Origin of the sequence: Pseudoalteromonas sp. A41-2 (assembly GCF_015767615.1) — a bacterium.
In the GTDB taxonomy this organism is placed as follows: Bacteria; Pseudomonadota; Gammaproteobacteria; order Enterobacterales; family Alteromonadaceae; genus Pseudoalteromonas; species Pseudoalteromonas lipolytica.
Genome location: NZ_CP065231.1, coordinates 3,413,716 through 3,427,037, shown reverse-complemented (window position 1 = coordinate 3,427,037; position 13,322 = coordinate 3,413,716). Strand labels below are relative to the sequence as shown.

Genomic DNA, 13,322 nt, shown 5'->3' with positions numbered 1-13,322 from the left:
CAATGCGTTATGTTATAAGTGATTTTACAGTTGGAAACAAGGTTTGCCTGAGGGGAAGTATCAGGCAAACCTTTCTCACACAAGGATTTAGAAACGGTAACCTACGGTGAAAGCGACAGTGCGAGGGTCGCCGTAGTAACCGATTAGCGTATTATCACCCCCTAAACCTGGGGTGTATTTGCTAGTATCGGTAGGGTCGCTCGGATCAGGTGCTACGAATTGGTAACCCCCAATCATGTACTCTTCGTCGGTTAAGTTTTTACCGTAAAGACCCGCCGTCCAATGACCATCAGTGCTGTACCATGTCACACCCATGTTGAAGATACCGTAAGCATCTTGCGTTAATAGGCTGTCTTCTTCGAACAGTGCATAATCACCACGGTAGTAGTAATTACCATTGACGACAAAGTCACCCATTTCAGTGTACATACGGTATGTTGCACCTAAATTAAAGGTTAAATCAGGCGTATTTGAAACGCTAAAGCGGTCTGACTTGTCAAATGCTTCACCTGTTTCAGGATTGTAATCAATAACATTGTCGAAGCTACTGTCGATATAACCGACTGAGGCATCAAAGCTGAGTGATTCTGTTGCTACGTAATTAAGTTCAAGCTCAATACCGTCTGATTTAGATTCACCAATGTTACCTAAACGTTGGTTTAAATCAGCTGCACTGTCGCCCGGTAGTACAGAAATATATTGGCGGTCTTTATGATCAAGGGTAAATACGGTGACGTTTGCACGTAAGTTATTGTTCCATTCGCTCTTCATACCCATTTCGAAAGAATCAACAATTTCTGGTCGTGCAGCTGGCTCTGCGGTTGTTGCACGCGGGTTGAATGTGCCTGATTTAAAGCCTTGCGCATAACTTGCGAAGAACATAATGTCGTTTGAGTATTGGTACTCAACACCTGCACGAGGTGTAAAGCGTGACCACTCTTCTTCATCATCAAGTACGGTAGGGACTAGCTGGCCTTCTGGGCGCACATAACCTGGGATCCAGTCTGATTCAGGATAAACAATGTCAAATACAAGGCCGTTGTTAACAATGGCCTCTTTGCTGTCTTTGGTGTAGCGCGCACCTAATGTCATTGACCATTTTTCACTCAAATCAATCGAGCCTTGTATATAGGCTGCTTTACTATTTGAATTACTACAGCCGCTTACTTCACGCGTTAATCCCGCAGCGCCTAAGCTTTGACCTAACACACCTAAAATAGCCTCAAATTGACCACATGACTCACCATCGTAATAGTAAAGGCCTGACACCAACTTGTAGTTATCGCCTTGATGGTTTAGTTGAATTTCGTGTGTCGTTTGTTCGTCATCGTAAATAGCCGGTACGTCAAAAATAGGCAGTGAGGTGTTATCAAAGTCAATATTGGTTGGTGAATAACTTTCACGGCTCGAACCGATGTATTTAACACTGGTGCGGTCGCTCATATCCCAACGTGCAGTTAAGCTGTAACCCTCAAGCTCTACTTTATTCCATGTTGGTAAGCTGGTGTATGAGTCGTATACGCTGTCGGGGACTGGCGCATCCGTGAGTAAGCTTGGTAGTAAACGGTAGCCGCCTTTGGCGTTCGATTTATCTTCTGTTTTATCCCACGCTAAGCGGAAGAATAAGTCATCTGTTGGTGTGTATTCTAATGTAACACGAGCTGCAGTGACATCTTTGTTGTAGTTTTCGCGGTCTTGGTTATCAAGTGCTGAGGTTAAAAACTCACCAAAGCCATCACGGTTTAATGTAGCAAACCCAAAGCCCACATACAGTTTTTCGTCAACAATAGGCAGTTGACCTGTGATTTTAAGGTCCTTTTGGTTGTAGCTACCCACTGTGCCCTGCACATTTAACATGGCATCGCCGCTCATTTCTTTGGTGACATACTTAATTGCGCCACCAATGGTATTTTTACCATACAGCGTCCCTTGTGGACCACGAAGTACTTCGATTTGTTGTACGTCTAGTAGGTCGAGTACCGCACCTTGTGGACGCGCTAAATAGACGTCGTCAATATAGATACCGACACCAGGCTCATAGCCCCACAGTGGATCTTGCTGACCTACGCCACGAATAAATGCAGTAATGGTTGAGTTAGTACCACGGCTTGCTTGTAGTGTGGTGTTAGGTGAAAACTGCTGAACTTCGGTCATCACTGATATGCCATTTTCAGCCAGCTCTTCAGCACCAATTGAGGTCACTGCAACAGGTACTTCTTGTAGGTTTTCAACGGTTTTACGCGCTGTTACCTGAATGCGTTCAAGTTCACCTTTCTTGGCTGCAGGTTCTGCTTGATCAGCTGCTTGCGCATTCACACCTGCTAAAGCAAGGGAGACTGCCAGAGTAAGTGGCGCGACTTTTGGGTTAAGCTTTATCATGTTGTATTCCTTGTTATTGTTGTCATTTGTCTTGTGGCCACTCACGATGATGTTGCCTAAGACTCATAATATTTGCCCGTGTCACCTGTCAGTTAATGTAGAAGATAGTTGCGAAAAATGAATTAGTACCATAGTGCTATACCCGCTATAGGCCTTTATTTATCAAGCTTTTAAGCTATTTTTAAAGCAGATAGTACCTTAGTGTTATGTCTTTTTTTGGCGCTTAAGGTAAGACTGAATGCATTATTCCGATGTCACCTCATCTGTTTAATAACAATAATTATAGGAATGTCTATGCTGAGCATGATAGGACTGTTAGGCGGTTTAATACTGCTGATCATTTTAACGTTGCGTGGGGTAAATTTATTTATTGCCGCGCCAATCTGTGCGCTACTTGTCGCACTCAGTAGTGGCATGGCTATTTTTCCTGTGTCGGCTGACTCAAACTTTATCAATGCCTATATGGACGGCTTTGCTGGTTTCTTAAGTGCGTGGTTCTTTATGTTCTTGCTGGGATCTTTATTCGGTAAGTTTATGGAAGACACGGGTGCGGCAGACAGTGTGGCAAGTTATATTGTGGGTAAACTAGGCATGAAGCACGCGGTGCTTGCTGTGGTGATTGCGTGTGCTGTATTAACGTATGGTGGCGTTAGCGTGTTTATCGTAGCGTTTTCTGTCTACCCAATGGCACTTAGTTTGTTTAAAGATGCCAATTTACCGCGCCGTTTTATTCCAGCGACCCTCGCATTTGGCTCAGTGACCTTTACCATGACCTCGGCTGGTTCACCTGAAATCCAAAACTGGATCCCCGTGAAGCACTTAGGTACCTCGCCTTATGCTGCATGGGAAGTGAGTTTAGTGGTGGCTATTTTCATGGCTATAGCAGGGTATTTTTGGTTAAACAAAATGATCAAAAAAGCGGTGGCTAATGGCGAAACTTTTGAAGCGCGTGATGACGACCCGGTAATAATTGAACGCCGTCGCCCGCACCCAATTACGGGTGTGATCCCTTTGATTGTGGTACTGCTTTTATCATTTACTTTACACGATGTGTTACAGCAAACAGCATTGATCGTTGCGTTGCTGGGAGGGGTGTTAAGTATTGTGATTATTAACTTTAAGCATTTTCACGATATGGGGAATGCCATTAATGTGGGCACAACCGGGGCATTGGTCGCCATTGGTAATACCGCAGCAGTTGTTGGTTTTGGTGCGGTGGCTAAGGTGTCACCTGCGTTTACTGCTGCTGTGGATGTAATGACGCATATGCCTGGTAATGAACTTGTAGGGGCTGCGGTTGCCGTGAGTGTCATTGCGGGTTTAACTGGTTCGGCTTCTGGCGGGCAAGCCATTGCATTACCCCTTGTCGCACCTGGGTATTTAGATATGGGTGTGAACCCAGAGCAACTACACCGTGTGGTGGCAATTAGCTCGGGCGCACTCGACACCTTGCCGCATAATGGCTATGTGGTAACGACCATACGCGCTATCTGTAAAGAAACGCATCAACGCGCTTATTGGTCAATGGCAGCGCTAACAGCGGTTATTCCGCTCATAGGTGTGGCATTGGCACTTGGACTCTTTATTTTATTTTAAGGAACAGCAATGAAAACTAAATTAATAATGTTGCTATGGTTGGTTGTATTTAGTTGCACAGCGTTTGCTGCTGATAACACACCACCTCAGACAATGCTGGTAGAAAAACAGCATTTTACGACAAAGGACTTTACCACTGTCTCTGGCGTGACTTTACCTAAAGTCGATATTGGTTGGGAAAGTTACGGTAAATTAAATGCCAACAAAGATAATGTGATTTTAATTACCCATTATTTTTCGGGTACCTCACATGCTGCAGGTAAATATAAAGCAGATGATGCATTACCAGGGTATTGGGATGCGATCATCGGCCCAGGTAAGGCGATTGATACTAATAAATATTTTGTGATCAGTTCAGACACCTTAGTGAATGCGAATTGGCACGATTCTAATGTGATCACCACAGGTCCAGCATCGATTAACCCAAAAACGGGTAAACCCTATGGTTTGGATTTTCCTGTTGTGACAATCACTGACTTTGTTAATGTGCAAAAGCGTTTATTAGACAGCCTAGGCATTAATAAATTACATGCAGTAATGGGCGCATCTATGGGCTCGTTTCAAGCGCTTGAATGGGCAACACGTTACCCCGATAAAGTAGAGCGTTTAATTCATGTTATTGGTGCGGCAACGATGGACGCATGGACTGTCGCAGCACTTGAAAAATGGGCTTTACCAATTCGCCTTGATAAAAATTGGCAACAAGGTAATTACTATGGCAAAGAGCGCCCGTTAGAGGGGCTTGCTGCAACCATGCTCAATATCACTCAAGATGCAATGCACCCGATTATTTACAATGCCAGTTTCCCAGATTTTAACGTTCTAGATGACGGGGCATTAAAAGACATTCGCACTTTGCCTAAATTAAACCAAGTGCTTGCACAGCGTGCAATGGCGCGTGCGCAAACTCAAGATGCGAACCATGTATTGTATTTGGTCCGGGCATCACAATTATTTACGGCGGGTATGCAAAGTGATTTAACCAGTGCACTTAAAAACGTATCTGCAAAAACCTTACTGCTTCCTGCAAGTAACGACTTATTGCTACGCCCTGAAAACATGCGCGCTGTGTATGAAACCATGAAAGCGCAAGGTAAAGATGTCACGCTTTCTGAAATCGAAGGCGGTTGGGGGCACCTTGATGGCCTGTTCTCAATTGCGCCTAAGGCGCAGCTTATCAGTGAGTTTTTAGAGGAGTAACCCGATGAGCAAAACAGTTTTAATTACCGGTGCTGCCAGTGGTATTGGGCTGTATATTGCCCAGCAACTTGCGATGCAAGGGCATACCATTATTGTCACTGATTTAAATCAACATGCGGCGCAGCAAGCAGCAGCAGGAATTGTAGAGCAAGGCGGCAGCGCTGAAGGCTATGCACTGAATGTGGCAGACAGCACTGCGATAGAGCAATTTTTCACTGAGCTAAATCAGCCGATTGATGTTCTTATTAATAATGCGGGTATCCAGCATGTTGCCAAGCTTGAAGACTTTCCGGCAGATAAATGGCAGTTTTTACAACAGGTAATGCTTGTTGGTCCGGCAATGATGACCAAAGCGGTATTGCCGCGTATGCGTAAGCAAGATTTTGGTCGCATCATTAACATTGGCTCAATTCATGCCATGGTCGCCTCTAAGTATAAGTCGGCTTATATCGCCGCAAAACATGGCTTAATTGGCTTTGCAAAAACCATGGCACTCGAAACTGGCGATGCCAACATCACGATTAATACGGTGTGTCCGGCCTATGTGAAAACCCCGCTGGTGGAGCAGCAAATAGCGTCTCAAGCGAAAGAACATGGCATTTCTGAGCAGCAAGTGATCGACACCATTATGCTTGCTCCTATGCCGAAAAAGGCATTTATCGGCTTAGATGAAATACTGCATACCGTGAGCTTTTTAATGGCGGATGCAGCAAGAAACATTACTGCGCAAGCAATCGCCATTGATGGCGGTTGGACAGCACAATAGGAGGAGCCCATGGCTGGTTTTGATAAAGTAGTAACAACGTATAGTGATGCTATGGCAGGCCTTGAAGATGGCATGACTGTCATCGCTGGCGGCTTTGGCTTATGTGGTATTCCCGAAGGTCTAATTGCTGAAATTAAACGTCAAGGCACGCGTGATTTAACCGTGGTGTCGAATAACTGCGGCGTAGATGGTTTTGGCTTAGGTGTGTTGCTCGAAGACAAGCAGATCCGCAAAATGGTGGCCTCGTATGTCGGCGAAAACGCGTTATTTGAGCAGCAATTATTAAACGGTGAGCTTGAGGTTGAGCTCACACCGCAAGGCACCTTAGCTGAAAAAATGCGTGCTGGTGGTGCGGGTATTCCTGCATTTTATACCGCGACGGGTGTGGGTACACCGGTCGCTGAGGGTAAAGAAACCCGCAATATTAATGGTCGCGATTATTTATTAGAGCCAAGTATTACGGGTGACTTTGCGATAGTAAAAGCGTGGAAAGCAGACCGTTACGGCAATTGTATTTATCGACATACGGCAATGAATTTTAACCCGATGGCGGCAACCGCGGGCAAAATTACGGTTCTTGAAGTTGAAGAAATCGTTGAGCCAGGGGTGCTTGAGCCAAGTCAAATTCACACACCGGGTATCTATATTGACCGCGTGATTAAAGGTGAATTTGAAAAACGCATCGAGAAAGTTACCACTAAGCAAGAGAGTCAATAAGGAGCACGCAGATGGCATTATCACGAGAACAAATCGCTAAACGCGTGGCGATGGAATTACAAGACGGTTACTACGTTAATTTAGGCATTGGTATTCCAACCTTAGTCGCGAATTATGTCCCTGATGGCATCGAAGTGATGCTGCAATCAGAAAATGGCTTGCTCGGTATGGGGCCCTACCCAAGCGCAGACCAAGTTGATGCCGATATGATCAACGCCGGTAAAGAAACGGTCACTGCGGCAACGGGGGCGGCTATTTTTAACTCTGCAGAAAGCTTTGCCATGATCCGCGGTGGGCATGTTGATTTAACGGTACTGGGTGCCTTTGAAGTTGACCAAAACGGTAACATTGCCAGTTGGATGATCCCGAAAAAGTTAGTTAAAGGCATGGGAGGCGCAATGGATTTAGTGGCCGGTGCTAAAAACATTATTTGCACCATGACGCACGCCAATAAACACGGTGAATCAAAGCTACTAACAGAGTGTAGTTTACCGCTCACTGGTGTTGGTTGTATTAATAAAGTGATCACCGATTTAGCGTTATTAGAAATTAAAGACGGTGCATTTCATTTATTAGAGCGTGCCCCAGGTGTTTCGGTTGATGAGATTATTGCAAAGACACAAGGCAAACTTATTGTCTCGGGTGAGATTCCTGAGATGGCATTTGATTAGGCGTTTTTTCGCATTATTTCGAATCTCTTTTTATTTTTGGAGACATAAAATGACTCCTTGGCACCTTAACATCACTTTAACGGCACTTTAAAAAGTGCCGCTTATCCTTTGCATATAAAAATTTTATAAAATTGATTGCATTTTAAGCGACTTCTATGGTGATGTTCGCTTTAAGTAATGCTATACTCCCGCCGAATAATTTTTCGACTTTATTAAGAGTAAAATAATGGCAGATTTATCGAAGTACAGAAATATTGGTATTTTCGCCCACGTTGACGCGGGTAAAACTACCACCACTGAGCGTATCCTTAAGCTTACGGGTAAAATTCATAAGACTGGTGAGGTACACGACGGTGAGTCTACTACTGACTTCATGGAACAAGAAGCTGAGCGCGGTATTACAATCCAATCAGCAGCTGTAACTTGTGAGTGGAAAGGCCACCGCTTAAACGTTATCGATACTCCGGGACACGTTGACTTCACAGTAGAAGTATACCGTTCACTTAAAGTACTAGACGGTGGTATCGGTGTATTCTGTGGTTCTGGTGGTGTTGAGCCACAGTCAGAAACTAACTGGCGTTATGCGAACGAATCAGAAGTTGCACGTGTAATCTTCGTAAACAAACTAGACCGTATGGGTGCTGACTTCTACCGCGTAGTTGGTCAAGTAGAAAAAGTACTTGGTGCTAACCCACTAGTTATGACTTTACCAATCGGTATCGAAGACCAATTCTGTGGTGTTGTAGACGTACTTGAGAAAAAAGCATACGTTTGGGACGAGACAGGTCTTCCTGAAAACTACGAAGTACAAGACGTTCCAGCTGACATGGTAGACAAAGTTGAAGAATACCATGAGATGCTAATCGAGTCTGCTGTTGAGCAAGACGATGAGCTAATGGAAGCGTACATGGAAGGTGAAATGCCTTCATTAGAAGAAATCAAGCGTTGTATCCGTAAAGGTACTCGTGATCTTGCGTTCTTCCCAACGTTCTGTGGTTCTGCATTCAAAAACAAAGGTATGCAATTAGTACTAGACGCGGTTGTAGATTACCTACCTGCGCCTACAGAAGTTGATCCACAGCCTCTAACTGATCCAGAAACAGGTGAAGCGACAGGTGAAGTAGCAACAGTTTCTGCTGATGAGCCACTTAAAGCGCTAGCGTTCAAAATCATGGACGACCGTTTCGGTGCACTTACATTCATCCGTATCTACTCAGGTCGTATGAAAAAAGGTGACACAGTACTTAACTCAGCAACAGGTAAAACTGAGCGTATCGGCCGTATGGTTGAGATGCAAGCTAACGACCGTAACGAGATCTCTGAAGCGCAAGCGGGTGACATCATCGCTGTTGTTGGTATGAAGAACGTTCAAACTGGTCACACGCTTTGTGATCCTAAGCACGAATGTACACTTGAAGCGATGATCTTCCCTGATCCAGTTATCTCAATCGCTGTTGCGCCTAAAGACAAAGGCGGTAACGAGAAGATGGGTATCGCGATCGGTAAGATGGTTGCAGAAGATCCTTCATTCCAAGTTGAAACTGACGAAGATTCAGGCGAAACCATCCTTAAAGGTATGGGTGAGCTTCACTTAGATATCAAAGTAGATATCCTTAAGCGTACTTACGGCGTAGACCTAGTTGTTGGTCAACCTCAGGTTGCTTACCGTGAAACTATCACGAAAGAAATCGAAGATAGCTACACGCACAAGAAACAATCTGGTGGTTCTGGTCAATTCGGTAAAATTGATTACCGCATCAAGCCAGGTGAGCCTAACTCAGGTTTCACATTCACGTCTTCAGTTGTTGGTGGTAACGTTCCTAAGGAATTCTGGCCTGCAGTTGAGAAAGGCTTTAAGTCTATGATGGATGAAGGTGTTCTAGCTGGCTTCCCAGTATTAGACGTTGAAGTAGAACTTTTCGACGGTGCTTTCCACGCAGTTGACTCATCAGCAATCGCGTTCGAAATCGCTGCTAAAGGCGCTTTCCGTCAGTCTATCCCTAAAGCGGGTGCACAACTTCTTGAGCCAATCATGAAAGTTGACGTGTTCACACCAGAAGACAACGTAGGTGACGTAATCGGTGACCTTAACCGTCGTCGTGGTATGATCAAAGACCAAGAAGCAGGCGCAATGGGCGTTCGCATCAAGGGTGAAGTACCACTTTCTGAAATGTTCGGTTACATCGGTCACTTACGTACTATTACGTCTGGTCGTGGTCAGTTCTCTATGGAGTTCTCACACTACGCACCATGTCCACAAAACGTAGCTGAAACTGTAATCGCTGCAGAAAAAGAGAAAAAAGCTGCTAAGTAATTAGCCTTTTAACTTCTTAAAAAAACCCGCACTTGTTGCGGGTTTTTTATTGCCCGCCAAGCACGATTACAAATAACACATCTAAATTAATCTTCTATTCAGTGCTTCTTTATTAATGTTCCCAATATGATCACGACTTTTAGTATTGGTTTTATTTTCATAATTACCAAATAAGTACTAAGTGGTTTGATGTGCATGATTTTTGTACAAATTTATTTTTAATCTAAAAAGCTATGCTTTTTAGTAAGTTGTGAATTAATCATTTTGTTCTAGTCTAAAAGTCTTATTCTGTACCTTGTGTACCTTTTTTGAACGGTGTAGAATTGCCTTGCGAATGATTAGTTAATCATTTTGTATTAAAAGTCCTGCTTATTTTTATTAAAAATTAAAGATATATTCTCATGAAAACGATTAAGTTAAGTCCAAATTGGACCGTACAGGGAAGCAAGTTAGTGCTGGCTAGTCTTGTTGCATTTAGTGTTAACATTATTGGTACGTCATTACTGATGTTTATTTTGCCAGTTTTACTGTTTATCACGGTATTAAACTTTTTGCAGATCCGTTTTTTACACTGCTACAAAGCAGGCATTTGCTATTCTCGTGGTTTTGGTAAGCGTTATATAAATGCTGAAGAGATTAAAGCCATTGAGTTTAAGAAAGTGGCCTTTCTTACGGTGTTTAAGATTAGCCTTGAGAATGGTGAAAAATACCATTTTAGTAATTGGCAAATTAATGAAGAGCAGCAATTAGCAATTACGAAGTTGTATAAAGTAAACAAAGGCTCTAGTACATTTAAGGCACATGTAGAGTGTAAGGCTTAAATCGCAGGATGAATAAAGGCCGCAATTGCGGCCTTTTTAATGTTTATGCTTTAAAGCGGCGGCGTACAGCCACGAAAGGTAAAGCAAGTAAACTCAGCCAGCCAAATGAGCCAGAATCGTCTTCGTCTTCATCGTCAGCTTCATCATTTTTCACATTGATGTAAAGTAGTTGCGCTTCCGATAAGTTACCTGCGCTATCTTCAGCGCGGATCATAAGTGTTAGTTTATTTTCGAACTCATAATCAAGTTCTTTCGTAAGGCTGATTTGACCGAGTGCGTCGATTGATATCGCATCTGCGTTTTCACCAGAAACAATGAATTTTACAACAGGCGTATACTCAGCATCAGCATCGCTGAATTCAAGTTGGCCAATGACAGTACCAATCGCGCTATTTTCAAGTACTTCAAAAGCTTGCTCTGGGCTTATCACTGGGGCTTGTGGCTCAGGAATAGGCTCTGGTGCTGGCTCTGATTTAATATCAATGATGACTGGGTCATGATCCGATGCTCGATAAGCATTGTCTGCATAGAGGCTTGCTTGTTGAGTTGATGACTTGTATTCAAGATTATAGTCTAAGCTAATTGGCTCATCGGCATTGATATGCCAATCTGTCGCTGCAACTACTTTACCAAGCAGTGATTCAGATACTAATGCATGATCAAGGCTACCAATACGACCAGAGAAGCTATAAGAATAACCTAATGTGTTACCATCTAACTCTGTAACAGCACTCTTAAGGCCTTTGTCTGCAAATGCACGGATAGGGTCTTCCATGGCATAAGCGTTCATATCGCCAACCAAAATGACATCGTCATCTGCGACACCCGTAGGATGAGTGGCTAACCAATCTGCATAGGCATTGGCACCCGCAACTCGAATTTCATTCCAACATGCTTGGCCATCGCCTAAATCTGCATTATTGCCTTCGGCACTGCCACAGCCACCTTTTGATTTTAAATGCGCAACAGCAACAGTGAAAACCTCTTCTGTTTCTAGCGATTTAAAACTTTGTGCAATTGGCGGACGATTACTGTAATCAAATGGTGCAACCGTAGTATGCGCGGCTGTGCCAACCTCGGTTACTTTATTTGCACGATAGATAATTGCCGTTGTAATCGCGTCAGTGCCTACTTGTGGGACGTTAAAGTCAACAAAAGCATAACTGTTGTTTACGTCTTCATCATTGAGTGCTGCGACTAGGCTGGCGATAGCGCTATTTTCACCAAAGCCATCGTTTTCGATTTCCATTAAGCCAATCACATCTGCCTGAATTGCAGTGATTGCACTGACGATTTTCGCTTGTTGACGAATAAACTCTTCTTCACTGTCTGCACCGCGGCTAGTAGGGAAACCTGCACCTTGGCCATCACCATTGAAGTAGTTCAGTACATTGAAACTAGCAACACGTAAATCTGCACCTTCGGCCAGCTCAGGAGCGTCTGCACGTGGATTTGTTGCTGTAAAACTAGGTTGCACAGTCGGGTGAATACGGTAACGGTCAAAGCTGTAACCCATTACACCGGTGATAGAATTTACTGTATCGCCTAAACGCAGAGTATTATAAGCATCGAGGCCCGTGCCAGGATAAGCAATTGGATCACGGTTTTGTTTGGTTGAACCATCATCAATTAAGATTTGCTTCTTCAGGTTTTCAGCTTCAATTGCATTCGCAGCATCACCTGGGAGCGCAACTTGCGTGCCTTGGTATAAACGCTCAGTACCTAAGTCAACTTCGCCGTAGCGGCCAAGGCCATAGTTGTTATTAACGACAAGTGGTTGAGAGAGGGTAACGAGCATACCTTCGTAAGCTTCAAGGTCTGCAACGTCAGCAACTGGCAAGGTGATAGCCGTAGCGTCGGTAGTTAAACCTGTCGCACAAATTTCTACTTGGCTAACATCACCCAGTTGTGTTGCGCTGTAGTATTCAGCCACGCTGCCTTTAACACGTACGTGGTCACCAACAGTCACATCAGTATCAGCGAAATAAACGAATACGCCTTCAGAGGTAAGTGGGTTTGCATCGATATCAGCCGCAAGTGAGCCGATGAAGAAACCTTTAAGTTGATCATCACCTTGGAAGTCAGCAGTGACTACGCCTTCAACTTCTACTTCAGTGTTAATAAGTGGGCTATCACCCCCTTCACCTTGAATGGCGCTGATTAAGGTTTTTTCTGCGCCACACACAAGTGGTGTTACTGGTTCTGGCTCAGGTGTTGGTTCACTGCTGTCACCATATAGGCCTAAGTTGCTGAAATCGTCTTGATCGAATTGTTCCCACTCTTCGCTTGGGTTAAAGCCTGCCGTTGCATCGGTACGGCCAGTGGTTACAGTCGTTTTACGACGGAGTGTTTTATTAGCCGTTGTTACTCCCCCCTCAGACCACGCTGAACCTGGATCAACACCGAGTTGACCAAAGCTATCAACAATTGCTCCGTCTTTGCTTAATACCAACGCATCATCACCATTAAAGTAGGTAATGGTTGAATCTGTATCTGCTTTTGCTATTAATTCTGCACTAGCGCCTGCATTAGCAATCACATATGTGCCATTTGCAGCAAGGGTACCGCTTAAGGTGAGGCTGTTATTAGGAGAGGCTAAGTCACCATTTCCATTTGAATACAATGAGATAGTGTAACCATCGAGTGATAACTCAGTGCTTGACGTGTTGTAAAGCTCAACAGCTTTGTTGTTGGCGCTTCCTTCAACGTATTCTGAGATGATTAAGTTGGCTGAGGCAGGCGCGCTCAGGCTTGCAATGACAAGCGCGAGCGGCGTTAATTTAGTATTTATCATTATATTTTCCCGTGTATTTATGATTAGAGTCCCAAATTGGGACACAATACTTTAAGGAAAATCT

9 protein-coding genes are annotated in these 13,322 nt (G+C 44.0%); 7 read left to right on the top strand and 2 right to left on the bottom strand.

What is annotated here, in order from left to right; translation table 11 throughout:
* Positions 1–87 precede the first annotated feature (87 nt).
* A complete protein-coding gene (locus IT970_RS15465; RefSeq protein WP_036973565.1) occupies positions 88–2,379 on the bottom strand; it encodes a TonB-dependent receptor in 2,292 nt (763 codons plus the stop codon).
* Between the two features lie 294 nt (positions 2,380–2,673).
* Between IT970_RS15465 and IT970_RS15460 the strand changes: the two genes are divergently transcribed.
* The 7 genes from IT970_RS15460 (at position 2,674) to IT970_RS15430 (ending at position 10,464) form a co-directional block, all read left to right on the top strand.
* Positions 2,674–3,975 carry a GntP family permease gene (locus IT970_RS15460; protein ID WP_036973562.1) on the top strand — a complete coding sequence of 434 codons (1,302 nt, stop codon included), beginning with the start codon at positions 2,674–2,676 and terminating at the stop codon, positions 3,973–3,975.
* 9 nt (positions 3,976–3,984) lie between these two features.
* On the top strand, positions 3,985–5,175 hold the full coding sequence (locus IT970_RS15455; RefSeq protein ID WP_036973560.1) for an E22 family MetX-like putative esterase: 1,191 nt from the start codon (positions 3,985–3,987) through the stop codon (positions 5,173–5,175).
* Between the two features lie 4 nt (positions 5,176–5,179).
* On the top strand, positions 5,180–5,941 hold the full coding sequence (locus IT970_RS15450; RefSeq protein ID WP_036973558.1) for a 3-hydroxybutyrate dehydrogenase: 762 nt from the start codon (positions 5,180–5,182) through the stop codon (positions 5,939–5,941).
* A gap of 9 nt (positions 5,942–5,950) precedes the next feature.
* The gene (locus tag IT970_RS15445; RefSeq protein WP_118844742.1) at positions 5,951–6,658 is read left to right on the top strand and encodes a CoA transferase subunit A; all 708 of its coding nucleotides are present in this window, start codon (positions 5,951–5,953) and stop codon (positions 6,656–6,658) included.
* Between the two features lie 11 nt (positions 6,659–6,669).
* Complete coding sequence (locus IT970_RS15440; RefSeq protein ID WP_074989499.1) at positions 6,670–7,329, top strand: 3-oxoacid CoA-transferase subunit B; 660 nt, start codon at positions 6,670–6,672, stop codon at positions 7,327–7,329.
* A gap of 226 nt (positions 7,330–7,555) precedes the next feature.
* On the top strand, positions 7,556–9,643 hold the full coding sequence (gene fusA, locus IT970_RS15435; protein ID WP_118844741.1) for an elongation factor G: 2,088 nt from the start codon (positions 7,556–7,558) through the stop codon (positions 9,641–9,643).
* A 401-nt stretch (positions 9,644–10,044) separates the two neighbouring features.
* On the top strand, positions 10,045–10,464 hold the full coding sequence (locus IT970_RS15430) for a hypothetical protein (RefSeq protein WP_036973553.1): 420 nt from the start codon (positions 10,045–10,047) through the stop codon (positions 10,462–10,464).
* 43 nt (positions 10,465–10,507) lie between these two features.
* On the opposite strand, the gene IT970_RS15425 is transcribed toward IT970_RS15430, so the two are convergent.
* Positions 10,508–13,258, bottom strand: coding sequence for an ExeM/NucH family extracellular endonuclease (locus IT970_RS15425; protein WP_065979461.1), 2,751 nt, complete (start codon positions 13,256–13,258; stop codon positions 10,508–10,510).
* Positions 13,259–13,322: the final 64 nt, after the last annotated feature.

Bases quoted from the DNA above. Each gene is read 5' to 3' on its own strand.
- IT970_RS15465 (WP_036973565.1), bottom strand. From the start codon at position 2,379: ATGATAAAGCTTAACCCAAAAGTCGCGCCACTTACTCTGGCAGTCTCC.
- IT970_RS15460 (WP_036973562.1), top strand. From the start codon at position 2,674: ATGCTGAGCATGATAGGACTGTTAGGCGGTTTAATACTGCTGATCATT.
- IT970_RS15455 (WP_036973560.1), top strand. From the start codon at position 3,985: ATGAAAACTAAATTAATAATGTTGCTATGGTTGGTTGTATTTAGTTGC.
- IT970_RS15450 (WP_036973558.1), top strand. From the start codon at position 5,180: ATGAGCAAAACAGTTTTAATTACCGGTGCTGCCAGTGGTATTGGGCTG.
- IT970_RS15445 (WP_118844742.1), top strand. From the start codon at position 5,951: ATGGCTGGTTTTGATAAAGTAGTAACAACGTATAGTGATGCTATGGCA.
- IT970_RS15440 (WP_074989499.1), top strand. From the start codon at position 6,670: ATGGCATTATCACGAGAACAAATCGCTAAACGCGTGGCGATGGAATTA.
- fusA (WP_118844741.1), top strand. From the start codon at position 7,556: ATGGCAGATTTATCGAAGTACAGAAATATTGGTATTTTCGCCCACGTT.
- IT970_RS15430 (WP_036973553.1), top strand. From the start codon at position 10,045: ATGAAAACGATTAAGTTAAGTCCAAATTGGACCGTACAGGGAAGCAAG.
- IT970_RS15425 (WP_065979461.1), bottom strand. From the start codon at position 13,258: ATGATAAATACTAAATTAACGCCGCTCGCGCTTGTCATTGCAAGCCTG.